Below are 24,843 nucleotides of genomic sequence, written 5' to 3'. Positions count from 1 at the left end.
TCAGAATACCGGATGCAGGCAATCGGCGGGCAGTTCCACTTCGCCCCAGTCTATCATTGCATTGAACAGGCGGACGGTGGAATAAGCCGGAAGTTCTTCCATGCGTATGTCCTTTTCCGTAAGAATACCTTTGTCCAGCAGTTCGGCACGTTTGGTCCCTTTCAGCAGAGGATGTTGCGGAGTATGCCAATGGCTGCCGTCAAAGAGGGCGATGTTGGCGATGCTGGTGTCGGTGAGCAGATGCCGGCGTACAATCAGAATATCATCATACGCGCCGCGCCGGGCAAACAACCGGTTGAGCGCACTGCGGTCGGTGCTTTTGCAGGCGTAGTCGATGTCGTCGGCCTGTATCAGTGCCAGTGAGCGGACGGGGCGCAGGGTATAAGGGGTACAGGTCACTTCCTCGATGCCGTTTTGCCCGTACACTATACGCAGCTTGTGTACGCCGCTTCCGGGAATGGCGGGCAGGTAGCCGGCCAGTTGCAGAGTGGGGCTTTCAGGCCAGAAGTGCGTACGGGTATCGTTCATTCTCCGTTCATGGTAAGCCGTGTTGCGCACTTCTCCGCAATCCACCCGTATGGTTTCAATAAATCGGCACATATATTTTCTGTATTACTTCGTTGTATTCGCTTTCCCAACGGCTTTGGGCGGTGATGCCGCCACCGGCTTTGAAATAGAGCTGTCCGTCTTCCTGCTCGATGAAGCGTATCATGACGGCGCTGTCCAGCCGTCCGTCGGCGTAGCAGCCCATGACTCCGGTATAGAATCCCCGTTCGTAGCCTTCCGCTTCGGCAATAATTTGCATGGTACGCGGTTTGGGAGCGCCGGTAATGGAGCCGGCGGGCAGCAGGCTGAACAGAATATCGCCGAGGCGCTTTGTGTAATCGCCGGGCAGCATGCCGCATATTTCGGAGCTTGTCTGCAGGATAGGTCCTTTGTTGGTCTGCAGGCGGTCTATGTAGCGGTAGGACGCTACGGTGACGTGTTCGGAAACCATGCTGAGGTCATTGCGTATCAAGTCTACAATCGTGGCATGTTCGGCAGCTTCTTTGGCATCGTCCAGCAGGATTGATTCGGCATGGGGCAGGGTGGCGTCAATCGTGCCTTTCATCGGGAAGGATTTTATCCTGCCCTCTTCCATGCGGACGAAGATTTCGGGCGAGAAGCAGACGAACCGGTCTTTCAGCCAGAGCTTGTACAGGGCGTGTGAATGCAGGAACACATCTTTCAGCGTCAGGTTGGTGCGGAGCGGCACTTTGCATGTCAGATTGGTCAGGTAGCTGTTGCCGCCCAGCAGGTTGCGCCTCACGGTATCGAAAGAACGGCGATAGTCGGCGGGAGCGGGCGGTGTGAATTCCCAGTCTATCGTTCCGGCATACCGGGCACCGGCATCAGGTGCATTGCCTGTTCCTCTGAACTGGTAGAGGCATACGGACGTATCTATCCCGTCGAGAGGTTCTACGTACGAATGTTCCTGCATGTAGTCGATAACAAACAGGAAGGGCGTACCGTTGCGCCCGAACGTATTCATCCGGGCAATAGCTGTTTCTTTATCCAGTGCTTTCATTGTCTTAAATCATTGTAGCTATGATTTGAATGGACAGTATGAGGAATACCATTGCAATGGGGTAGACCGTTGCGTATGCCACGCTCGGAATATTACTGTCGGTCATGGAATCGGCAGCCGCCAGGCCGGGGGTACTTGTCATGCCGCCGGTAATGGTTCCCAAGAGGTCGAGAATACTGATTTTAAACACCATCCTGCCCACAATCACGGCTATCAGCATGGGAACCAGGGTAATGGCTGCGCCTACTCCGAACAGCAGCCAGCCGCTTTCCTGGAAGGTGGCAACCAGGTTCTTTCCTGCCGACGTACCTACTTCGGCGAGGAACAGCAGCAGTCCCAACTGTCGCAGCAGTTGGTTGGCAGGGCCCGACATCGACCAGATGACAGGACCTGTCTTGCCTATTGCGCTGAGGAACAGGGCCACTATCAGGATACCGCCCGTCAGTCCCGGTGAGAACGACAAACCGCCGGGAAAGGATATATTCAGTTTGCCGAACAGTACTCCGAGCACAATACCCATTGCAATCGGGAAGAAATCGGTATCGGACAGTTTCTTGGCGTTATTGCCCAAGAGGCGCGCCAGTCCTTTCAGTCCTTCCTTTTCGCCTACCACCGTCAGCTTGTCGCCGAATTTCAGCGCGAGGTCGGGCGAGGGGGCAAGGTCTATTCCGCTTCGGCGGACACGCGTTACGGTACAGCCGAAGTTCTTCATCAGGTTCAGGTCGCCCAGTTGCTTGTTTATCATATCCTTTTTGGTCAGCAGCAGAGATTCTATCTCTTGGGTGTGGCTGAGCGGGAGTTCCCCTTCTTCGCGTTCGCCCACCAGGGTGGCAAGCTGGTTCAGGGCTTCGTCACTGCCCACTGCCTGTATGTAGTCGTTTTCACGGAGTACGGTGTGTGCGGTGGGGATGGAGATTTGCTCGCCGTGCTTGTGGCGGGAGATTACAGCACCGGTTATGGCACGGGCATTGATTTGCATCAGGCTGCGTCCGAAAACTACGGGGTTCGTGACACGGTAGATGCAAGTGAGCAATTCGGGAAACTGTCCGCGGCGCTCTGTCTCCAGGCGGCGGGCTTCCCGGTCGAGGTCGATGTGCATGATGCGGGGCAGCAGTTTCACGAACAGGATAACGCCGATTACTCCGAACGGATAGGCGATACCGTAGGCAATGGATGCCAGCGGCGAGTGGGTGCTGTCAATGGCAACGGCAAGTCCCGGCGTACTGGTAAGCGCTCCGGCTATGAGTCCCACCACGCTCGGCGTGTCGATGTCGAAGGCATATTTCAGTCCCGTTGCCGTAAGGGCGGCGGAGCAGATAATGAGCAGGGTGATGATGATGAGGGTCTTCCCTTTGCTCCGGAAGGAGTCGAAGAAGCCGGGTCCCGCCTGTATGCCGATGGTGAAGATGAACAGTACGAGTCCGAAGTAACCCAGCTCCTTGGGGATGATGACGCCGAAATGCCCGAATAGCAGGGCGATGAAAATAACGGCGGATACGTCGAGTGACAATCCTTTGATTTTAATCCTTCCCAACATGAAGCCGAGGGCTACGATGAGGAACAGGGCGAAATAAGAGGAATTGAGCAAGTCTGTGAACATAGGCTTTGATGAATTAGGTCTTTTCTTGGGAACAAAGGTAATGGAAAAAAGTTAGATAGGGAAGGCTATTTTCCTTTTCGGTTTTATTGCTTACCTTTGCAGGTTTTAAAAGAATGAAGAAAAACGTTTTATGGAAATTGATTTAACTACCCCCGCTTTGCTGTTCTCGGCAATATCTTTGATAATGTTGGCATATACCAACCGTTTTCTGTCCTATGCCGGTCTTGTACGTGCTTTGAAAGAGCAACATCAGAAGAGTCATTCGTCGGTGACGGCCGCACAGATTGCCAATCTGCGGCAACGGCTTTACCTGACGCGGGCTATGCAGGTAACCGGTATAGCAAGCCTGCTGCTGTGTGTGGTCAGCATGTTCTTTATCTATATCCGGCTTCATCTGGTATCGGTCTATATCTTTGGCCTGGCATTGGTGCTGCTGATTATCTCGCTGGCAATTTCGGTGTATGAGATTTATATCTCGGTGAAGGCATTGGAGATACATCTGAATGATATGGGCGATTGAAAAGGAGCTGCCGGAAGCCCCGACATATTGTCCTTCAAAAAAGAGGGTGTGTCAAAACTAACATTCGCTTGCTATTTGTTTCTTTTTAGGCACGGATTACACGGAAAATACAGATTTTCTTTGTTCTTTTTCCGTGAAATCCGCGAAATCCGTGCCTAAAAGAAATCATCATTTGTCCAGTTCTTTCAGCAATTCTTCTACGGCAACTTTCAGTTGGGTATCTTCACCCTTTACGATGGTTTCGGGCGAGTTGGCCACTTTGATGTCCGGTTCCAGTTGGCTGTTCTCCAGGTAGCTGCCGTCGGGCAGGCGGTAACCCACCACGGGGATGCCGAATACGAGCGACGGGTCTTGCAGACGCTCCCAGGATACGCTTGTCATGGTTCCCGGAACGGGCATACCCACCAGTTTGCCGATATTCCGGTGGCGGTACACCCACGGTGTGCCGTGTGCATTGGAATAGTTGGCTTCGCAGGTCACCATAATGGAAGGCTTGTTCCAGCGGCGGCTGGGCATGTCGCAGGCTTCGCGGCCGCGAACCACTTGCGTGAAGTACTTCTGGCCGCTGAACAGAATTTCGATGTCCTCGTGCAGGCGTCCGCCGCCATTGAAGCGGGTGTCGATGACGATGCCCTCGCGGTTGTTGTATTTGCCCAAAATGTCCGAGTAGACGGAACGGAAACTGTCATCGCCCATTGATTCGATATGAACATATCCCAGCCGTCCGCCGGACCATCTGTCCACATCTGCCGCACGTTGTTTCACCCAGCGGGTATAGAGCAGGGTATTCAGTGCGCTGCCGCTTATCGGAATTACCACCTCTTCCCAGCGTTCTTTGGTTTGCGGGTTGTAGAGTGAGACGAGGGTTTTCTTTTTGGCTTTATCATTCAATAATGTGTAGTAATCCATTTCAGGGGTAATCTCTGTGCCGTCAATCTTTTCAATGATGATGCCTGCCTTTGCTTTGGTTGAGGCGTTATCGAACGGACCTTTCTCTATGACTTCGGCAATGCGCATCCCTTTGTCCCGGTAATTCCAGTCGAAAAGCAGTCCCAGGCTGGCAGTCGGTTCGCTTTGTCCGGAAGCGTAGTAACGGCCGCCGGTGTGCGACACGTTCAGCTCGCCCAGCCACTCGCTCAACAGTTCGGCAAAGTCGTAGTTATTGTCTATGTGAGGTAGGAACTTGCGGTAGGCGGCGCTCACGGCATCCCAGTCTACGCCGTGCATATCGGTGTTGTAGAAACGCTTCTTCTGCTGTTTGTACACGTGGTTGAACATATATTCGCGTTCCGCCGCCAAATCCATTTTGGCTTGCGCCCGATAAGTGACAGGCTTCAGCTCATCCGATGCCATATTCATCTTCTGTATGGTTTTGCCGCCCAGCAGGAAAAGGTTCTTGCCGTCTTTGTCCATTTCCATGGAAGCCCAGCCGGCATCCATTTTGTGAAGCAGCCGGGTGTCTTTCTTGCGGAGATCCATTTTCCAAAGGTCGTAACCGCCTTCAAAGGCGGCAAAGTAATAAAGGGTCTCACCGTCTTTGGAGATGATGACGCTGCCCATGTCCGAGGAATTCGGGGTGAGGCGTACCATGCGGTCTTCCATGTTTTTCAGTTCTACGGTGATGTCCTTTACCTGAGCCTTGTCATCGTCCGCGGCTTTTTCTTGTCCTGCATCTTTCTTGCTGCCTTTCTTACCTTTGGCAGTGTCCTTGCTTTGCGCTTTTTTCTGTTCGGCTTCCAGCTCCTTGCGCAGTTCGTAGTCTTCCTTGCTCAGGCAGTATTTGTCGTAGGCGTCCTGATTGAGGAAAACGAGCATGGCATCGTCCTGCGAACCCCATGAGGCATGAGCGCGCATGCCGTAACGCTCCGTCTTGAAGAGAATGGCATTGCCGTCGAGGGCAAAACGGGGCGAACCGCTCATGTAGCCGCTGTTGGTCAGGTTGATGATGGGGCTGTTGCCTTGTGCGCTGACAAGACCTATATCGGAATACGGGTCGTGCCTGTTGCCGATGAATTCGAGGGTGAACCATTTTCCGTCCGGCGACCAGGCATAGTCGAACCCGCCGTCTGTGCTGTACCAGGTGGAGCCATCAGTAATCTGGCGCACTTTCTTCGTATCAAGGTTCACCACCATGAGGCGGGTACGGTCTTCTATGAATGCCAGCTCTTTACCGTCGGGCGAGAATTGCGGGAAAGCACGCTCAACGGTGGCTGACGGCAACAATGCCTCTTCTTCTACAATGGTGGCGTTCGGGAAGTTGGGGTCTTCCTTGCGGACTATTTTGGCAAGATACAACTGCCAGTTGCCGTTGCGCTCACTGGCATAAGCCAGCGTGCGGTTGTCGGGCGCGAAAGACAGGCCGCTTTCACCGGCAGGGGTATGGGTTATCTGTTTGGTTGTGGCATAGTCTGCCGAAGTGACGAACACTTCGCCACGGGCGATGAATGCCACTTGCTTGCCGTCCGGCGAAACGGTTGCCGAGGTGGCTCCGTTGGTAAAGGTCAGGCGGGCTGTATCGGGCCGGTCGTCGCGGATAATCTCTATTTGTACTTTTTGCGGGGCGGCGCCATCCTGCTGGGTATATATTTCACCGTCGTAACCATAGCACAATGTTCCGTTGCCGCTTATGGAGAGGAAGCGCACGGGATGGGTCTTGAAACTGCTTACCGCTTTTACCGCTTCGGGGTGTGCCGGCTGTAGGGAGTACACATTGAAAGAACCGCCGTTGCGCTCGCTCAGGAAGTACAAGGTCTGTCCGTCCGGCGAGAGGACGGGGTTGCGGTCTTCGCCCGCGTGGCGGGTGAGGTTGGTGTGCTTCTCTGTACGGCAGTCGTACATCCATATGTCACGTGTAATGGAAGAGGTGTGGTGCTTCCGCCACTGGTCTTCAAATCCTTTTTGGTCTTGGTAGAAAAACATGTCGCCCGTTTTGTCGAAGCAGAGGGCTTCGGCGGGAGTGCCCAATACCTGTTCGGTGCGTCCGCCGGTTGCGGGGACTTTATAAAGCTCGGTCATGGCAGGACTGGGGAAGAGCGCACTTCCGGCCGGGTCCTGTATGGCGGCGGAGAAAAGGATGTACTTGCCGTCGGGCGTGAATGCGGAAGGGATTTCTCCTGCCGAGTTGGTGGTCAGGCGTTGTGCCGCACCGCCATCGGACGGCATTACGAATACGTCGAAATTTCCTTGCCTGTCGCTGGCAAACGCTATCTGTTTGCCGTCCGGCGACCATACGGGAGACGATTCGTAAGACTCCTGCGTGGTGAGCTGTGTGGCCGTACCGCCTTTTGCGGAAACTTTGTAGATGTCTCCCTTGTAACAGAAAACGATTTCCGTGCCGTCGGGTGAAATCTGTATGTCGCGCATCCAGAGAGGAGTTGCGGCATAGGTGGTGAGGGTAGTGAAACCCAGTGTGAGATAAGCAAAAATTTTCTTCATATCGGATAGGATTCTATTAATATTCTTGGGGGGGATTGAAGCCCTTTTTCGGTGAGACAGTCTTTCGCGGCTATTTGATACCTCTTGCTTTGTAGATTATCTCTTTGGCATTGTTGATATCCTGGAGTTTCTCTTCGGCGGCGCGTTTGATGTCTTCTCCCAATGTGGCTACCCGGTCGGGGTGGTGCTTCAGTACCAGTTTGCGATAGGCGGCACGCACCTCCTCATCGGTGGCTGTAGGAAGAATTTCCAGAACTTTGTAGGCAGCTTCCAGGGAGTTGCCGCCCAGGTTGAGCATGGATTCCACTTCTTTTTCGGACAGTCCCATATAGGTTGCCACTTCTTTCAGCGCTTCTATCTCTTCGCGGCAGACGTTGTTGTCGCTCCGGGCTATGTTGGCAAGGAATCCCAGCAGTTGCAGGCGTTCCTCGTATGTGAGGTTGGCGGCTATCTGCCTGCCGCAATCACGGATGGTCTGTCTGAATGCGAGAGGATTCTGCATGTCCATTCGCTTGCGTTGCTCGAAGAGGTTGAGCAATATCCGTTCGCCTTCGCCTACTGCCGCAACGCCGAAGTTGGTCCGTAGGAAATTGCGGACATATTCCATTTCACTGTGCATGATGCGTCCGTCTGCCCGTATGATGTACGAGGCCATTACCAGCATCGAAAAAAGAAAACTGTTCCGTTGCCCGGCAAAGACATCTTCCTCAGTCTGCCCGTTGCCATAGTCTGTCGTATAACTTGCAGTATTGTCACCGAGCTCTATCAGCGACCCGAGTGCATATCCTGCCAATGCGCCGAGCGGTCCGCCTGCCATGAAGCCGATGATACCGCCAATCCATTTTCCTGCTCCCATAATTTTGTTCTTTTATCTGCAAAAATAGCAATTCTTATCCGAATAAGAGAAAGGGGTTAAAAAGAAAAACGGTCGTCACTCGTCACTTTTAGTCTCTATCCCTTTGTGGGAGAGCGATACAGACGTGGTGACACGGACGGCGACAGGTGACGACCAAATTCGGTCGTCACGGGAAAAGGCTCTTTTTATCCGTCTTTCAGTTCTTAATCGTCCTATAATCAGTGTGTTATTGTTTAAAACAAGATTTCCTGCATTTGGGGAGATTTTGTTCATATCAGGGGCTAAAAAAGGTTAAACCGTGACTTTGCCTCCCGAATGCGTAAGATAAATGTGATGTTGCCTTGTTGTTTTTCCGCTATTGCATCTTGTATAATGTTGCAACAGCATGTAGTATTCCTCGTTTTGCAGTTGCGGGCTGTAGAGCCCGCAGTTGCAAACCCTGCGGTTCGCAGTTGGCAACCGCAGGGCCCGCAACTGGAAAACGGGGTTTTTATTGTGGTACGGCTACATTTATCATGCTGCTTTTCAACAAAAAAGAATAAGGAAAGTGCTGTTTTTGTGTGGGAAAAACGGGTTAGGCTTAGGCAAAAGAGAATGGAAGAAGCGGGGATTTTTTACGTTGAGCTGTTGTTGTAGATTTATTTTATTAAACTTGTAGCAAAGCATTGATTTTTCAGAAACTACAGACATTACTGCATCAATCCACCTTCAACAAAGAAAACGACTTCATTCAGCCGTTGTTTATTTTTTTTCTCGTCTTTAAAAACAGCAGGAATATGTAACACATTATCTTGAATCAGATTATCCATTAAATACCACATAACCTCATGGTACAAAATCACCATTGCTGTTTTTTCATCACTTATATTATATTGGGTTGCTATATTGCTGCAATTACTTTTAAGTTCAGAAGAAATGGAGTCAACCAGCTTTTTGATAATGTGATGAAAACGGTCTTGCTGTTTTTTTATAATAGGAAATTGTATATCCCCGTTACTGTTTGTCAAGCCATAAGGTATGAGTTTAGAAATAAGTTGTGGATTGTTTATTTTCCCAAATTTGGATATTTCTTCAGCACTTTCATCCATCGTTTTACTGCTTGGTGAGACTTCGCTGTTGAGATAGGTTAGTATAAAATTCATATCACCAAAGCCATTTGTTCCGAATTTAAGGTCTTTGCGTGGCTCATATAAAACCCAGTAGCAACCACTCCAACCAGCATGGTTGTTTATCTCATCGAATAAGACCAGTTTAGTCCACATCCTACCATCCAAAAGATATGAAAACACCAATGAGAGTGCGTTATTTTCAAATCCCATCTCCTTGATTGTATGTACGAGAGAGACAAAATCACTCTTAGTGTTTGAATACATAGATTTCGCAATCTCCTTACTGATATTTCTTAAAGAGGTTGTCTGTTCTTCGTCAAGAATAGGAATTGTGCATTTCCATTTTCCTTTGGTTCTGTCAATTAGTCCTCCTACTTCCAATAATAATAATTGGCTGTCAGAACACTTAACTCCCATTTTAAGAAGTTCATTTAGGGTGTGAGGCGTTCGTAGATTATATATTATTTCCCAATTATTATCTGCAAGAACATAGTCTTCCGGTTGATGTCCACTTACAGCAACGAATTGCGTAGCTTCCCACTTCTCATAAGCTCGGACATTAGTCTGAGCTTGTATTCTTGGTAATGAGATTGATAGCAAAAAGATTGTTAAAACAGAAAGTTTGAATTTGTTCATCATAATAAATTTAATTTATAATTCAGTGTTTACGTATATTTTTCCGAAAGTTTTTGCTCGTCACGTATCCGGCATAGCTCCCGATGTACTTTGGACCCGTAAAAATCTACTGACCCACGATTTGTGTTATAAATGTGTCATATATAAAAGAAAAAGGAGCTAAGTTTATCACTTAACTCCTTCATTTTTACCAGTCGGGGTGACTGGATTCGAACCAGCGACCACACGCCCCCCAGACGCGTACTCTAACCGGGCTGAGCTACACCCCGAATTGCGGATGCAAAAGTACGTCTTTATTTTGAAATAGCAAATACTTCTGTGATTTTTTATTGCCTTTATTTTACCTTTATTTTAAAATTCGCTGTTTATCAGTGCTTTCTTATTGTTAAATAAATCTGAAATAGTAGGTGATTGCAATATCCGGCCGGAAAAACAGATGATTCTTTGGGGCATATTACCTTTTTTTTGTTTATTTATATTAGCTTTGCCATTTCCCAAAAGCAGTTATAAACCGTATAAACAATATATTTGATGATGGATATACCTAAATTGCGCTTGTTGAACCAGCAGTTGGCGAATCCTTTGTTTCATTCTCCGAAAGAGTTGGTGTCCTGGATGGGAGCTGTCCAGGCACAGGATTATGCAATGGCTAAATGGGCGGTGGGTATGCGCCTGGCTTCGGCCACTGTCCGGACGGTGGAAGAAGCGTTGCAGAAAGGAGAGATTTTAAGAACGCACGTAATGCGCCCTACGTGGCATCTGGTGGCGGCAGAAGATATTCGTTGGATGCTGAAGCTCTCTGCCCGGCGTATAAAAGCTGCCAATGAGGCATACGCCAAAGGCAGGGAAGAGATATCCGAGGAACTTTACAGTAAAAGCAATCGTGCATTGGAAACGATTCTTGCCGGAAAGAAAAGGCTGACCAGGCTGGAAATAGCGGAACACTTCCGGCATTCGGGGCTGGTGGCGGACAACTATCATATGACCCGCTTTATGGTACGGGCGGAAGTGGAAGGCATCGTTTGCGGAGGAGAGTCTAAAGGCGGAAAGCATGCTTACATGCTTCTGGAAGAGTGCGTGCCATCTGTGCCGGACATAACGAAGGACGAGGCTCTGGCACGTTTGGCAAGGAATTATTTCCGTAGTCATACCCCTGCCACTTTACAGGATTTTGTGTGGTGGTCCGGACTATCCGTAACGGAAGCGAAACAAGGTATATACCTGATAGGCAGTGAACTGACGGAAGAACAGTGGAAAGGGCAGACCTGGTATCTTCATGAGTCCGGCAGAACCCGCGGCAGCATAAAAGGGCATATACGGTTTCTGCCGCCGTACGATGAACTGCTGCTGGGTTATAAAGACCGGACGGATGTGCTCCCTTCCGAACACTATTCCAAAGCTTTTACGAGGAACGGACTGTTCTTTCCGGTAATACTTTACGAAGGGCAGATTGTTGGGAACTGGGACAGGAAGGTTAAAAGAAACGGATGCGGCCCGGGGTGTTCTCTCTTCCGGCAGGAAAGCCGCATAGATGAGGCTTTATTGGACAAAGCACAACAGCAGTATATGCAGTTCTTGGGAAAGTGAGGGATTTATACCCCCATACATTCCCGGTAAAAGTCGAACACCTCGAAAATCGTTTCTTTGTCCGCCGTCTGGTTCAGGCAGATATCGCCTACCTCTTTCAGCAGCGTGAAATTGATGATGCCGGCAGTGTTTTTCTTGTCATGCAACATCAGTTCGTAAAGGCTGTCGTATTGCTTGCAGCTAAAGACGAAAGCACCGTAATTCTCTTTGATAAATTGGATGGTCTGGCGCATTTTATCTTTAGGAAAGCCGGCTTTGAGGTAGGAGAGGTAAAGTTCGCACACAAGTCCCCACGCCACGGCATAACCATGCAGTACCGGACGGTTTTCGGCCAGGGCAAGACTCTCGAAAGCATGTCCTATGGTGTGTCCCAGATTGAGCGCCTTGCGTATGCCGTGCTCTTTGGGGTCTTGTTCCACAATATCTTCCTTTACCTGTACGGAGCGCCCTACCATTGTTCTGAGTGCGGAGTAGTCTATGTTTTCTGTATCGAAAGACAGCAGTTCCGCCAGATGGTCGGAAGTGCTGATGAGTCCGTGCTTCAACATTTCGGCATAGCCGGAGAAAAAGTTGCGGGCATCGAGGCTGCGCAGGAACCCGGTTTCCAGCAAGACGGAGGAAGCAGGGGCGAAGACACCGATTTCATTCTTCAGTCCGTTGAAGTTGATGCCTGTTTTTCCGCCTACGGATGCGTCTACCATGGCAAGCAGGGTGGTAGGGATGTTGATGTATGCAATGCCGCGTTTGAAAGTGGCAGCCGCAAAGCCGCCGAGGTCGGTGACCATTCCGCCGCCCAGGTTTATCAAGAGCGAATGGCGGGTGGCTCCCTGTTCGCTCAGAGCCTGCCACACGGAAGCCAGCGTCTCCAGATTTTTGTGCACGTCTTCTGCTCCGATAATGATTTCGGCGGCATTTTCCAGTGCGGGGATGCTTTGCAGTTGCGGCAGGCAAAGGCGGTGTGTATGTTCGTCGGTAAGGATGAAAAGCTTGTCGTGAGGACATTTTCCGATGGCATGCGTCAGGTCGTTTTCCAACTCCTTGCAGAGGATTACTTCTTGTTTACTCATTTGACTTATTACGGATTAGAAGTTGTAAATTATGGAAGGGAGCATTGCTCTCTTTATTTATTATGCTACAAAGATAGTTCTTTCAACAATAAAACGTTATCTTTGTTTCCGAAAATCTATGTATTTGTAAGGTGTCCGCACCGTAACCTTTAATTTGTATGTAAGAAAATGAAAGCTTTACTTCCCGTATACTGCCGTCCGTTGGGCTATTTCGTAATTGCGCTGGCCTTGTTCCTTCCGTTCCTGATGATGCTTACGGGCAGGGTTACAGATGCCAATCTGCTGTTTTATAAAGAGTGCTCCAAACTCCTGATGATGCTGGGGGCATTGATGATACTCTTTGCGCTGACGAAAGGCGAATGCAAGGCGATAGAGGAGATACGCAACAAAGCCACGCGCAATGCGATGTTCCTTACCGTGCTCTTTATTTTCGGAGGCATGCTGTACAGGGTGGCGCAGGGCGATATTATGTCCGTCGATTCTTCTTCTTTCCTGATATTCCTGATTATGAACGTCCTCTGCCTTGAATTCGGCATAAAGAAAGCGACCGTGGACAACCTGTTCAAGCGGAATAACCGGTAATTAAACAAAATCATTCTGTAGCCCGTTAAACCTTTTGCCCGTACTTTTGTCAAAAGAATCAGTTACAAATAAACAGTGTTGATTATTTAGAAGACAGGGCATGAAAAAAATTATCACTGCGGCGGTGCTGTTGCTGGCAACGGCATTGTCTGCTTTTTCACAAACCAAAAACATCACCGTATCCGGCCGTGTGCTTGAAGACACGAACGAGCCTGCGGTGCAAGCTACCATTCAATTGCTATCGTTGCCGGACAGCGCTTATGCAGCCGGTGTTGCCACTACGGGAAACGGCTACTTTACCCTGCCGAAGGTGAATGCGGGGAAATATGTGCTGAAAGTTTCCTATATAGGTTTTAAGAATAAGTTTCTCCCGCTGCATCTCTACGCCAACGTGCGCAATAAAAATGTGGGTACGATAACGCTCGAAACGGATGCCATTATGCTTGCCGAGGCTGTGGTAGTGGCGGAAGCGCCGCAAGTGCAGGTGGTGGAAGATACGCTGATGTACAGTTCCTCTGCCTATCGCACGCCGGAAGGGGCTATGCTGGAAGAACTGGTGAAGAAACTGCCCGGTGCGGAAATCGATGATGACGGCAATGTGACGATTAACGGCAAAGAGCTGAAGAAAATCATGGTGGACGGCAAAGAGTTCTTCGGGGGCGATATAAAGACGGGCTTGAAGAACTTGCCGGTGGATATAATTGATAAACTGAAAACCTACGATAAGAAGTCCGACCTGGCACGCATCACCGGTATAGATGACGGTGAAGAGGAGACAGTGCTCGACCTTACCGTGAAGAAAGGTATGAATAAGGGGTGGTTCGGCAATGCGGATGTGGCTTATGGTACGGAAGACCGTTATATGGCACGCATGATGGTAAATTACATTGTCGATAAGACGCAATTCTCTTTGATTGGTTCTGCCAATAATGTCAACGACCAGGGGTTCTCCGGTGGTGGAGGCGGTCCGCGCTGGCGCAGGAACAACGGTTTGGTAGCCACGAAAACACTGGGAGCGAACTTTGCGACGGAGACTTCAAAGCTGGAGCTTGACGGTAGCGTCCGCTATGATTATAAAGGTGCGGACATTATCAGTACCAACTCTTCGGAACGTTTCCTGCAGAACGGAAGTTCATACTCCAATTCGAACGCTGTCAACAAGAACAAGAATTCGGATGTCTTTGCCAACTTCCGTCTGGAGTGGAAGCCGGATTCGATGACGAATATCATTTTCCGTCCTAACTTCTCTTACGGCAAGACAAACGGTACTTCCGGTTCGGAATCGGGAACATTCAACTCGGACCCGTATAGCCTGATTGCCAACCCGAACGATTTTCTCGACTTCGACAAGCTGGAAGACGACCCTTTGGAAAGTATCCGTGTCAATGCAACGAATGATGCTTCTCTGACCAAAAGCAAAAGCATTTCGACGTCCGCCACGCTGCAACTCAACAGGAAGCTGAATAACCGCGGACGTAACATAACCTTCCGCGGACGCTTTAGCTACGGCGACAACGATAACGACCAGTACAGGCAGTCGGAAACCCGCTATTACCAGATATTGAACGCGTTGGGCGGCGACTCCGTGCTGTATCGCAACCAGTATATCACAACACCTACCAACAATTATAATTATAGCGCCCAGGTTACGTACAGCGAACCGATTGCACGCGCCACTTTCCTGCAGTTCAGCTATCAGTTCCAATACAAGTACAGCGAGAGCGACAAGACCACATTCGATATGCTGGACTATCCGGAGTGGGACATCAACGGGCCTTTGCCGTCCGGATACGAGTCGCATGCCGTGGATAGCCTGGGCAAATATGCGGAGTACAGATACTACAATCACGATGCGTCCGTGTCGTTGCGCTTCATCCGTGAGAAGTATCAGTTGAGTGCGGGGATGTCTTTCCAGCCGCAGCATTCGGTATTGTCCTATAAGCGCGGGGATTATATGATTGATACGGCCCGAAACGTTTTCAACTTTGCCCCGAACATTGATTTCCGTTACCGTTTTTCTAAAGTGAGCCAGTTGCGTTTTATGTATCGTGGACGCAGCAGTCAGCCGAGCATGGAGAACCTGCTGCCTATTGCCGACAACTCGAATCCGCTGAACATCAGAGTCGGAAATCCGGGACTGAAGCCGGCATTTACGCACAATATGCGCCTCTTCTACAATACTTATAATGGTGAGTTGCAGCGCGGAATGATGACACATCTCAGCTTCTCGACCACGCAGAACAGCATCAGCAACAGTACGGTGTACAACGAGCAAACCGGTGGACGGACCACTACGCCCAAGAATATCAACGGCAACTGGAGCGCTTTCGGTATGTTCGGATTCAATACGGCGTTGAAGAACAAGAAGTTTACGGTAAACTCTTTTTCGCAACTCAGATACAATAACAACGTGGCTTTCCTATACGATCAGAATACGAAACAGGATAACAAGAATACCACCACCGAACTTATGCTGAGCGAGCGGGTGAACGGGGCCTACCGCAACGACTGGTTTGAATTCGGAGTGAACGGTTCGGTTTCCTATACGGCAGAGCGCAGCAAATTGCGCCCGGAGAATAACCAGAATCCCTATACTTTCTCCTACGGTGCGCTGACCAATATCACGATGCCCTGGAAGATGACGCTTTCCACCAATATCACCAATCAAAGCCGTCGCGGCTATACGGACAGCAGCATGAACCGCAACGAGTTGATTTGGAACGCGCAACTTTCGCAATCGTTCCTGAAAGGTGCGGCGACTGTGAGCTTCGAGATGTACGATATCTTGAAACAACAGAGCAACATCAGCCGCTCGTTGACGGCGGATGGCCGGTCGGTTTCGTCTTATAATGGTGTCAACAGCTACTGCATGCTGCATTTCATTTACCGTTTGAATATTTTTGGCGGTAAGGGTGCGCGCGAAAGCATGCGTGGCAGGCAAGGCTTCGGCGGTCCCGGTCCGGGCGGCCACCGGGGTGGCTTTGGCGGCGGGCGGCGTCCGTTCTAATGTTAATCAATGTAATAGGTCGTAAAACTTCCTTCCTTTTTCATATATTTGTTTTAAAATCTGTTTTGATTTTTATTCGGGACTTATTTCTTCTTGTGACAAATGTATGCTTGATTGGAACTTCATAGCCGGCCTGATTGCCACAGTAGCATTCGATATTATCTATTTTGGCGCAATTATCGGAACAATCACGGTTATCATTCTCGATAACCGGAATCCGGTAAAGACAATGGCGTGGATATTGGTGCTGATGTTCCTTCCAGTGGTGGGACTGGTGTTTTACTTCTTCTTCGGCCGCAGCCAAAGGCGGGTGCGTGTCATTGGCAAGAAGAGTTACAACCGTCTGTTGAAGAAGCCGATGGCCGAATATCTTGCTCAGGATTCCTGTGCGCTTCCGGCAAATTACGGCCGCCTTATCTCTCTGTTTCGCAACACCAACCAGGCTTTTCCTTTCGATGGAAACCGTGTGGAAGTCTATACGCGGGGACTTTCCATGATTCAATCCTTGCTGCGCGAATTGCAAAAGGCGACCAGGCACATCCACATGGAGTTTTATATCTTCGAGGATGACGCCATAGGCCGTATGGTGCGCGATGTGCTGATGGAGAAAGCGAAGCAGGGAGTGGAAGTGCGTGTGATTTATGATGATGTGGGATGCTGGCATGTTCCCAACCGCTTTTATGAACAGATGCGCGAGGCGGGAGTGGAAGTGCGCAGTTTCCTGAAAGTACGTTTTCCTTTGTTCACCAGCAAGGTGAATTACCGCAACCACCGCAAGATTGTAGTCATTGACGGGCGCGTGGGCTTTGTAGGCGGAATGAATCTGGCCGAACGTTATATGCGCGGCTTTTCATGGGGCATCTGGCGTGATACGCACCTGCTGCTGGAAGGTAAGGCTGTGCATGGCCTGCAAACGGCTTTTCTGCTCGACTGGTATTTTGTAGACCGTACCTTGATTACGTCTGCCCGCTACTTCCCGAAGGTGGATGCCTGCGGCACTTCACTGGCGCAGATTGTAACGGCCGAACCGATAGGTCCCTGGAAAGAAATCATGCAGGGACTTGTCATGGCGATAACCGGCGCCCGGAAATACTTTTATATACAGACTCCTTATTTTCTTCCGACGGAAGCCGTGCTCGTAGCCATGCAGACGGCTGCACTGGCAGGGGTGGATGTGCGTCTTATGCTGCCTTATCGTGCGGATAACAGGCTGACGCATCTGGGCTCCTGCTCGTATCTGGCAGAGGCGTTGCGTGCAGGTGTCAAGGTGTACTTTTATAAAAAAGGTTTCCTGCACTCCAAACTCATGGTATCGGATGACGAATTGTCCACAGTAGGCTCTACGAACGTGGATTTCCGCAGTTTCGAGCATAATTTTGAGGTGAATGCCTTTATATACGACACCGAGACCGCATTGCAGATGCGTGAGATATTCTTGCAGGATCAGCGGGAATGTGTGCAGGTATTCTCCAAGAATTGGGAGAAACGTCCCTGGCACCGTAAGGCGGCAGAAAGCATAGTGCGGCTGCTGGCACCGTTACTGTAGCTTTCAGCCTTGAATGCCGAAGAAAGAGAAATTGACACTGCCGTAGATTCTTCTTTCCAAAAAGCAGGGATGTTCCTCGAAGTTATTGGTTTTTCCATGCTCCAGCACGAACAGGCCGTCTTCTTTCAGCAGGTTGTTGTCGAAAATGAGGTCGGGCAGGGTTTCAAGCTCTTTGAGTCCGTACGGCGGGTCGGCAAAGATAAAGTCGAACCGTTCGCGGCTGCCTTGTATATATCTGAATACATCGCCGCGGACAGGCAGGCATTTGTCGGTCTTGAGTTCTTTCATTACCTTGCAGATGAAAGCGTAATGGTCGCGATCTTTCTCTACGCTGATTACCTGGTCGCAGCCTCTGGACACAAGCTCGATGCTGATGCTGCCTGTACCGGCAAATAAATCGAGTGCGCGTACGCCTTCTTCAAAGTCCATGTAGTTGGACAGTACATTAAACAGATTCTCTTTGGCGAAATCGGTTGTGGGGCGTGCCTTGAAAGTATGGGGCACGTCGAAACGCCTTCTTTTGTATATTCCGCTAATTACTCGCATAGGTTGATGGCTTGTAGGTCGAGATTGGCGGCAGGGTTCATGATGAATACCTGCCGGATAAATTTTTTCAGTTCGGGCAGCAGTTGCTCTTTGTCGTACAGTTCGCCGGTGAGGTGGAGCTCGTCGCGTTCCTGTGCCATGCCGAGCTGCTTCCATACACAGAGGATGTAATAGAGGCGGTCGTTTGTCTCCTTGCAGGCAAAGGTGTTGGCGAATGCCAGCCGGCCGCGTTCGTAGGCGTATATCTCTGCCGCTTCTTTGCGCAGGTGCACATACATTTTTCGGCAATTGCCCAGGCGGCTCTTTGCCGCAAAGTACTCTATGAGAGGGCTTGCCTGCGCATAGAAACGGACGTCGGGATACTGTTCGCGTAAAAGGGAGCAGGCGCTTTTGTCCATTCCAAACAGTACGACTATATTGTTCTTATGCAAGATGTTGTATTGCACCAGCTCGTTGTCTTGTCTGGAGTGATTATGATAGAATACGGTTTCCGCCTGTTCGTCCTCAAAGAATTCCAACGGAATGAATGTAAAGCGTTTGCCCGCCATAAGGACATTGATACGGCGGAAAGGATTCTTCAGCCAGTCCGTTTCGCGGAAAGCCTGTTTCAGGTTGGCAGTGAGGGACAGGGAATCGTCCACTCCGTGCTCGTGGAAAGAAAATCTGCCTTCGCCGAGCGGATTGAATATAGAAAAAGAAAATCCATCCGTACTCAGACGGATGGATAAGGTATATTGTTCCGATTTACTAAAATCAGTCGTTTCTATCATACGTATTGTGTCGGTGGATTATTCCCAGTTACCGGCGTTGTTGTTGGCTGTTTCCAGGCTACCGATCATCAGACCTGAGTATTTGCCCAACTTGGTTTGAACATCTTTCAGGTTAGCGATTTCCTGTTTGTCGAGACCGTTCAGATATACTTCATACGGAGTCTTGACTTCGAGCAGGCAGAAAGGAGCACCGGATTTGGCAGTATCGTTCTTGATAGCCATTTCAAACTGTGCACCGTTGCCGAAAGGAACATATCTCATAGAGTCGGCATTGAAGCCTTTCGGGAAGATAGTGTCCAGCACGGCTACCCACATGGTATCGCGTTTGAAGTTTTCCAATCCCCATTTCTTGACTTCTGCATAGTTACCCGTCTTTTTGGCCTTATTGATGATGTTGATAGCCTTCTTTTCAGTCAAGCCGTCTTCCAACTGCTTGTCGTCCAATTCACCCTGCTTGAAGATAAACGGAAGTTTCTGATTCTTTACGAAGTCAATCAACGTATCGAAGCTGGCAGTATATTGCTGGTTGTGCAAACCACGGTATTCCAACTGCGCTTTACGAATGTCGATAAGGCGGGCAATTACTGCTGCGTCTCTTTGTTTCTTGGCTTTTTCAAAGTTTATAGGACCCATGATGCTGGCATAGCAGATATAAACTAAAGCCAGGGCACACAAGCCTAAAACGATATTAAAAACTGTTTTCATGATAAATATGTTTTTTAGTTGTTATATTCGCACCGCAAAAATAAAAGAAATAAATTTAAAAACGACAGTTCCCGTTACTTTTTTCTCTTACAAAAATGATAAATAACTATTTAGAAAGGCAAATTAAGGAAAATTTTCCTTATCAACCAACTCCGGAGCAGGAAATTGCTATAAAATCTTTGTCGGACTTCCTTCTCGCGCCCCGTAGTGAGACGGTTTTTCTGCTCCGTGGCTATGCAGGTACGGGTAAGACCTCGCTGGTGGGCGCTCTGGTCAGGACTTTGGACAAGCTGCAACAGAAGTCGGTATTACTGGCTCCGACGGGGCGGGCGGCGAAGGTTTTCTCCGCTTATGCGGGACATCCGGCGTTTACAATTCATAAAAAAATTTATAGACAGCAATCTTTTTCCAATGAGACGGGCAACTTTTCGGTGAACGATAATTTGACAACTCATACATTATATATTGTCGATGAGTCGTCGATGATTGCCAATGACGGTCTGTCGGGTTCGGCATTCGGCACGGGGCGTTTGCTGGACGACCTGGTGCAGTTTGTCTATTCGGGTATGGGATGCCGCCTTTTGCTGATGGGAGATACGGCACAGCTTCCGCCAGTGGGCGAGGAGCAGAGTCCCGCTCTGTTTGCAGATGCCTTGAAAGGCTACGGACTGGAGGTGCAGGAAGTGGACTTGACCCAAGTGGTACGCCAGGAGCAGCAATCGGGTATTTTGTGGAACGCTACGCGCCTGCGCCAACTGATTGCCGAAGATGCCTGCGAGGCTCTGCCGAAGATAAAGGTTGCGGGGTTTGCCGACATCAAAGTTCTGCCGGGCGATGAACTGATAGATGCGCTCGAAACGTGTTACGACCGCGACGGGCTGGACGAGACGATTGTGATATGCCGCTCCAACAAGCGTGCCAATATCTACAATAACGGCATCCGCTCCCGGATACTCTGGCGGGAAGATGAACTGAATACGGGCGACTTGCTGATGGTGGCGAAAAATAATTATTACTGGACGGAAAAACAGAAGGAGATGGACTTTATAGCCAACGGCGAGACAGCGGTGGTGCGCCGCGTGCGCCGCACCCGCGAACTGTATGGTTTCCGTTTTGCGGATGTCACGCTGGAATTTCCCGATTACGACAACTTCGAACTGGAAGCAAATCTTCTGCTGGATACATTGCACAGCGATGCGCCTGCACTGCCCAAGGCGGATAACGACCGCCTTTTCTATACCGTTCTCGAAGATTATGCCGATATCACCGTGAAGCGGGAACGGATGAAGAAGATGAAAGCCGACCCTTATTACAATGCCTTGCAAGTGAAGTATGCCTATGCCGTGACGTGCCATAAGGCGCAGGGCGGGCAGTGGAAGAATGTTTTTCTGGACCAGGGGTATATGACGGACGAATATCTGACGCCCGATTATTTCCGTTGGCTTTATACGGCATTTACCCGGGCCACGGGCACTCTTTATCTGGTGAACTATCCGAAAGAGCAGATCTGCTGAAAAAGAGACGGATAATGATGCAGTATTCCGTTATTTTCTGTATTTTTACAGATAGAACAATTGTTATCTGACGATTATGAAGAAACAGTATTTTCTTTTGACTTTGGTATGGTTGCTGTTTGCCGTTTCCGGCTGTAAGGACGATTATCGCAGTGTGGTGCTTTTTGAGGGTGCGGAACCGGTTTATCAGGTTGGAACATGTGATAACCTGGTCTCGTCTCTGGCTTTCTTCCTTTCCGAAACCGAAGGGGAAACGGTGCTCGGCATAGACGGTGGCGATGGTGCTTATACCTTGACGAATGAGCATGAATCGGTGGCTGCCGTAACGTTTGCAGGTGATAGCAACGGTTACAGGCGTATAAGCATACAGCCTTTGGCGGCGGGAGAAACGGTAGTGCGGGTGATGGACGGTTCCGGGTCCGGTGCGCAATTGCGCATTACGGTGAAAGAGCGTCGGGAATATAAGATGTCGAAGCAGGGATTTGAGTATGGAATCAGCGGCGATGCGCCCGTGGAACTGTTGGGTAAGGTGTCGGAAGAACTCTCCGGCCGTTCCTGGCTGGAAGATTCCGGATATTATGTGTTGATACCCGACAAGGGCTCTTCCTATTACCTGGATAAGGGAGTGCTGGAAATCTATCCTACGGGGAAGGAAGATGCATCTCTTACGGGAAGTTACGAGACAGTTCCGATGGCAGGGGAAGACGGGGACGTACATGCGCTGTGGCGGTTTACTTATGACGGAGAGCAGAGAATCTTTACGCGAAGCCTTGCCGGAAGTGACGGAGTGGCTACGGCGATATGCGTGCTTGCAGAGAATGTAACCCCGTTCTGTTCGCCCGGACTGCTGCCTGAGGGGGTGACGGTCATTTATCGCGAGCACTTCCTGTTGAAGTTGGAATAGAAGCCGGGCCCTTTCGGGCAGGAGTTGCAAGCGGGAAAAACAAAAGGAGAAGCGATGGCTTCTCCTTTTGTTGTAAATTGAAGTTGAAATATCTGCCTCTCCGGCAATCTTACGGATTATAATCCTGCCAGTTCCAGGACTTTGTCTACGGCTGCGTTCAAGCCGTCCGGGTTCTTTCCGCCGGCAGTTGCAAAGTGGGGCTGACCGCCGCCGCCGCCTTGTATCAGCTTGGCGGCTTCTTTCACAAGGTTACCGGCTTTCAGTCCGCCGGCTACGAGGTTGTCGCTCAGCATCACTGTCAGCATCGGTTTGCCTTCGAATACTGTTCCCGCAACGAAGAAAAGGTTTTCCGTAATCTCTCCGCGCAGTTGGAATGCGATGTTCTTAACCGTGTCGGCGGGTATCATGGCTGCACAGAACTTGATTACCTTCGTACCGTTTACCTCTTGGATATTCTGTAGAAGTTTCTCTTTCAGTTGTGCTTCTTTCTCTTTCATGAAATCTTCCACCTGTTTCTTCAGACCGGCGTTCTCTTCGATGTATTTGCGGATGGTGCCTGACAGGTCGGGGGCGTTGTTGAAGAGTGCTTTCAAATCGCGCATCGTATCCTGGAAAGCATCGAGCATCTCCTCTACGCGTGCTCCGGTATAGGCTTCGATACGGCGGACACCGGCGGCAACGGAACTTTCGGATACAATCTTCATCATTCCGATGTTTCCGGTAGCGGCTACGTGCGTACCACCGCAGAATTCAATGGAAGAACCGAACTGGATGACACGTACGCGGTCACCGTACTTTTCGCCGAAAAGAGCGATGGCGCCCAGTTCCTTGGCTTCTTCGATAGGTATGTTGCGGTACTCTTTCAGAGGGATGTTGGCACGTATCTTGGCATTCACGATGTGTTCCACCTGGCGGATTTCCTCGTCCGTCACTTTTTGGAAGTGCGAGAAGTCGAAACGCAATGAGTCCGGAGTCACCAAAGAACCCTTTTGCTCTACGTGGTCGCCCAATACCTCGCGCAATGCGGCATCCAGCAGGTGGGTAGCAGAGTGGTTGGCGGCGCAGGCGGCACGTTTGTCCGTATCTACACATGCCATGAACGGTGCTTCCAGGTGTTCGGGCAGCTTCTTGGTGATATGGATAGGAAGGTTGTTCTCCTTTTTGGTGTCGATGACTTCAATCGTTTCGAACTCATTGACCAGTACGCCGGTATCGCCTACCTGTCCGCCGCTTTCGGCATAGAACGGAGTCTTGTCCAGTACAATCTGGAACAGTGTCTGGTTCTTTTGCTTTATCTGGCGGTAGCGCAGAATGGATGTCTCATATTCCGTATAATCGTAGCCTACAAATTCGGTAGTGCCTTCCTGCAGTGTAATCCAGTCTCCGGTTTCAACGGCGGCGGCATTGCGTGCACGTTGCTTTTGCTGCTGCATTTCGGCATCGAACTCTTTGATGTCGGCGGTCATGCCGTTTTCGCGGAGGATGAGTTCGGTGAGGTCGAGCGGAAAGCCGAACGTATCATAGAGCGTAAAGGCGTCTTTACCGCTGATTTCGGTCTTGCCGGCTGCCTTGGCATCCGCCATGGTCTTATCCAGCAGACGGATACCGGTCTCTAAAGTACGGAGGAAAGAATCTTCTTCTTCTTTAATGACTTTGGCTATCAGTTCTTTCTGTGCATTCAACTCGGGGTATGCGCCGCCCATGTTCTCGATGAGTACGGGCAACAACTTGTACATGAAAGCCTGCTTCTGTCCGAGGAACGTGTAGCCGTAGCGCACTGCACGGCGGAGGATACGGCGGATTACGTAACCTGCCTTGGCATTGCTCGGAAGCTGCCCGTCGGTGATGGAGAAGGCGATTGTACGGATGTGGTCGGCAATTACGCGCATGGCGATGTCCTGCTGTTCGTTTTTGCCGTATGTGGCTCCCGTCATGTCACCGATGGCTTTCAGTATCGGTTGGAAAACATCGGTGTCGTAGTTGGAAGTCTTGCCTTGCAGTGTACGTACCAGGCGTTCAAAGCCCATACCGGTGTCGATTACTTTGGCGGGAAGTCCTTCGAGGCTGCCGTCTGCCTTGCGGTTGAACTGCATGAATACGAGGTTCCATATCTCGATAACCTGCGGATGGTCTTTGTTCACCAGTTGCGAACCGGGTACTTTGGCCTTTTCTTCTTCCGAACGTGAATCCACGTGAATTTCGGAGCACGGGCCACAAGGGCCGGTATCACCCATTTCCCAGAAGTTATCGTGTTTGTTTCCGTTAAGGATATGGTCTTTCGGCAGGAACTGTTCCCAATAGGAAGCGGCTTCGTTGTCGCGTTCCAGGCCTTCTTCGGGGCTGCCTTCGAATACGGTGGCGTAGAGGTCTTTCGGGTCGAGCTTCAGCACATCGACCAGATATTCCCATGCCCAGGAAATGGCTTCTTTCTTGAAGTAGTCGCCAAACGACCAGTTGCCCAGCATCTCGAACATGGTGTGGTGGTACGTATCGTGCCCCACTTCTTCCAGGTCATTGTGCTTTCCGCTGACGCGCAGGCACTTCTGTGAGTCTGCCACTCTTTTATATTTCGCCGGGTGATTCCCCAAAATAATATCTTTAAACTGGTTCATACCCGCGTTGGTAAACATCAGCGTGGGGTCGTCCTTAATCACCATAGGAGCCGAAGGCACAATCTGGTGACCTTTACTTTCGAAGAAACTCTTGAACGAGTCTCTGATTTCATTTGCAGTCAACATACTTCTTATTTATGATTTATGATTTCCGATTTACAGCTTGCGATTTATGACTTACGCATTCTATGACCCATCTTTCTATGAAATCATAAATCATAAATCATAAATCTTATAATTCTTGAAAAAACTGTGCAAAGATAGCTTGTTTTTCGTATTT

General features: G+C 49.9%; 18 protein-coding genes and 1 tRNA gene. 7 read left to right on the top strand and 12 right to left on the bottom strand.

The genetic code is table 11. From position 1 onward, the window contains the following. The 3 genes from NQ565_RS00690 to NQ565_RS00680 are packed head-to-tail and all read right to left on the bottom strand — an operon-like array spanning position 1 to position 3,167. The gene (locus NQ565_RS00690) at positions 1 to 600 is read right to left on the bottom strand and encodes an aminotransferase class IV family protein (RefSeq protein WP_005657613.1); all 600 of its coding nucleotides are present in this window, start codon (positions 598 to 600) and stop codon (positions 1 to 3) included. Continuing rightward, positions 584 to 1,567: an aminodeoxychorismate synthase component I gene (locus NQ565_RS00685; protein ID WP_005657611.1), complete on the bottom strand. Its 984-nt coding sequence runs from the start codon at positions 1,565 to 1,567 to the stop codon at positions 584 to 586. The genes NQ565_RS00690 and NQ565_RS00685 overlap by 17 nt, the downstream gene beginning before the upstream one ends. 4 nt (positions 1,568 to 1,571) lie before the next feature. Then, positions 1,572 to 3,167, bottom strand: coding sequence for an aspartate:alanine exchanger family transporter (locus NQ565_RS00680; RefSeq protein WP_005657609.1), 1,596 nt, complete (start codon positions 3,165 to 3,167; stop codon positions 1,572 to 1,574). Between the two features lie 130 nt (positions 3,168 to 3,297). On the opposite strand from NQ565_RS00680, the gene NQ565_RS00675 reads away from it, so the two are divergent. Continuing rightward, positions 3,298 to 3,687 carry a DUF2721 domain-containing protein gene (locus NQ565_RS00675; RefSeq protein ID WP_005657607.1) on the top strand — a complete coding sequence of 130 codons (390 nt, stop codon included), beginning with the start codon at positions 3,298 to 3,300 and terminating at the stop codon, positions 3,685 to 3,687. A gap of 168 nt (positions 3,688 to 3,855) precedes the next feature. Here NQ565_RS00675 and NQ565_RS00670 read toward each other — a convergent pair whose 3' ends face one another. From NQ565_RS00670 to NQ565_RS00655, 4 genes are all read right to left on the bottom strand, one after another. Next, positions 3,856 to 7,122 carry a S41 family peptidase gene (locus tag NQ565_RS00670; RefSeq protein WP_005657605.1) on the bottom strand — a complete coding sequence of 1,089 codons (3,267 nt, stop codon included), beginning with the start codon at positions 7,120 to 7,122 and terminating at the stop codon, positions 3,856 to 3,858. A gap of 70 nt (positions 7,123 to 7,192) precedes the next feature. Continuing rightward, complete coding sequence (locus NQ565_RS00665) at positions 7,193 to 7,978, bottom strand: TerB family tellurite resistance protein (protein WP_005657604.1); 786 nt, start codon at positions 7,976 to 7,978, stop codon at positions 7,193 to 7,195. Positions 7,979 to 8,667: 689 nt separating this feature from the next. After that, positions 8,668 to 9,726 (bottom strand): hypothetical protein, encoded by a 1,059-nt coding sequence (locus tag NQ565_RS00660; RefSeq protein WP_005657598.1) that lies wholly within the window; start codon positions 9,724 to 9,726, stop codon positions 8,668 to 8,670. A gap of 191 nt (positions 9,727 to 9,917) precedes the next feature. Further along, a tRNA-Pro gene (locus NQ565_RS00655) sits at positions 9,918 to 9,992 on the bottom strand. A 265-nt stretch (positions 9,993 to 10,257) separates the two neighbouring features. Between NQ565_RS00655 and NQ565_RS00650 the strand changes: the two genes are divergently transcribed. Beyond that, the gene (locus tag NQ565_RS00650) at positions 10,258 to 11,310 is read left to right on the top strand and encodes a winged helix DNA-binding domain-containing protein (RefSeq protein ID WP_034535986.1); all 1,053 of its coding nucleotides are present in this window, start codon (positions 10,258 to 10,260) and stop codon (positions 11,308 to 11,310) included. A gap of 5 nt (positions 11,311 to 11,315) precedes the next feature. Here the strand turns inward: NQ565_RS00650 and aroB are convergent, their stop codons facing one another. After that, the gene (gene aroB, locus NQ565_RS00645) at positions 11,316 to 12,377 is read right to left on the bottom strand and encodes a 3-dehydroquinate synthase (protein ID WP_005657589.1); all 1,062 of its coding nucleotides are present in this window, start codon (positions 12,375 to 12,377) and stop codon (positions 11,316 to 11,318) included. 168 nt (positions 12,378 to 12,545) lie between these two features. Between aroB and NQ565_RS00640 the strand changes: the two genes are divergently transcribed. The 3 genes from NQ565_RS00640 to cls all read left to right on the top strand — a co-directional run bounded on the left by NQ565_RS00640 (position 12,546) and on the right by cls (position 17,512). Then, a complete protein-coding gene (locus NQ565_RS00640; protein WP_005657587.1) occupies positions 12,546 to 12,959 on the top strand; it encodes a hypothetical protein in 414 nt (137 codons plus the stop codon). Positions 12,960 to 13,059: 100 nt separating this feature from the next. After that, positions 13,060 to 15,966, top strand: coding sequence for a TonB-dependent receptor (locus tag NQ565_RS00635; protein WP_005657585.1), 2,907 nt, complete (start codon positions 13,060 to 13,062; stop codon positions 15,964 to 15,966). Positions 15,967 to 16,072: 106 nt separating this feature from the next. Further along, positions 16,073 to 17,512, top strand: coding sequence for a cardiolipin synthase (gene cls / locus NQ565_RS00630; protein WP_005657581.1), 1,440 nt, complete (start codon positions 16,073 to 16,075; stop codon positions 17,510 to 17,512). A gap of 3 nt (positions 17,513 to 17,515) precedes the next feature. On the opposite strand, the gene NQ565_RS00625 is transcribed toward cls, so the two are convergent. Genes NQ565_RS00625 through NQ565_RS00615 form a run of 3 tightly spaced genes read right to left on the bottom strand, consistent with a single transcriptional unit; the run spans position 17,516 to position 19,533 of the window. Further along, on the bottom strand, positions 17,516 to 18,058 hold the full coding sequence (locus NQ565_RS00625; RefSeq protein WP_034535963.1) for an RsmD family RNA methyltransferase: 543 nt from the start codon (positions 18,056 to 18,058) through the stop codon (positions 17,516 to 17,518). Beyond that, positions 18,049 to 18,828, bottom strand: coding sequence for a DUF3822 family protein (locus NQ565_RS00620; protein WP_005657577.1), 780 nt, complete (start codon positions 18,826 to 18,828; stop codon positions 18,049 to 18,051). The genes NQ565_RS00625 and NQ565_RS00620 overlap by 10 nt, the downstream gene beginning before the upstream one ends. Positions 18,829 to 18,846: 18 nt before the next feature. Beyond that, positions 18,847 to 19,533: a hypothetical protein gene (locus NQ565_RS00615; protein ID WP_005657575.1), complete on the bottom strand. Its 687-nt coding sequence runs from the start codon at positions 19,531 to 19,533 to the stop codon at positions 18,847 to 18,849. Between the two features lie 95 nt (positions 19,534 to 19,628). On the opposite strand from NQ565_RS00615, the gene NQ565_RS00610 reads away from it, so the two are divergent. Next, the gene (locus NQ565_RS00610; RefSeq protein ID WP_005657573.1) at positions 19,629 to 21,047 is read left to right on the top strand and encodes an ATP-dependent DNA helicase; all 1,419 of its coding nucleotides are present in this window, start codon (positions 19,629 to 19,631) and stop codon (positions 21,045 to 21,047) included. A 76-nt stretch (positions 21,048 to 21,123) separates the two neighbouring features. After that, on the top strand, positions 21,124 to 21,951 hold the full coding sequence (locus NQ565_RS00605) for a hypothetical protein (protein ID WP_005657571.1): 828 nt from the start codon (positions 21,124 to 21,126) through the stop codon (positions 21,949 to 21,951). Positions 21,952 to 22,067: 116 nt separating this feature from the next. On the opposite strand, the gene alaS is transcribed toward NQ565_RS00605, so the two are convergent. Further along, positions 22,068 to 24,689 carry an alanine--tRNA ligase gene (alaS, locus tag NQ565_RS00600; protein ID WP_005657568.1) on the bottom strand — a complete coding sequence of 874 codons (2,622 nt, stop codon included), beginning with the start codon at positions 24,687 to 24,689 and terminating at the stop codon, positions 22,068 to 22,070. Positions 24,690 to 24,843: the final 154 nt, after the last annotated feature.

Origin of the sequence: Bacteroides stercoris ATCC 43183 (assembly GCF_025147325.1) — a bacterium.
In the GTDB taxonomy this organism is placed as follows: Bacteria; Bacteroidota; Bacteroidia; order Bacteroidales; family Bacteroidaceae; genus Bacteroides; species Bacteroides stercoris.
Note: the sequence above shows the minus strand (reverse complement) of the source record. Positions and strands in the feature narration are given on the sequence as shown.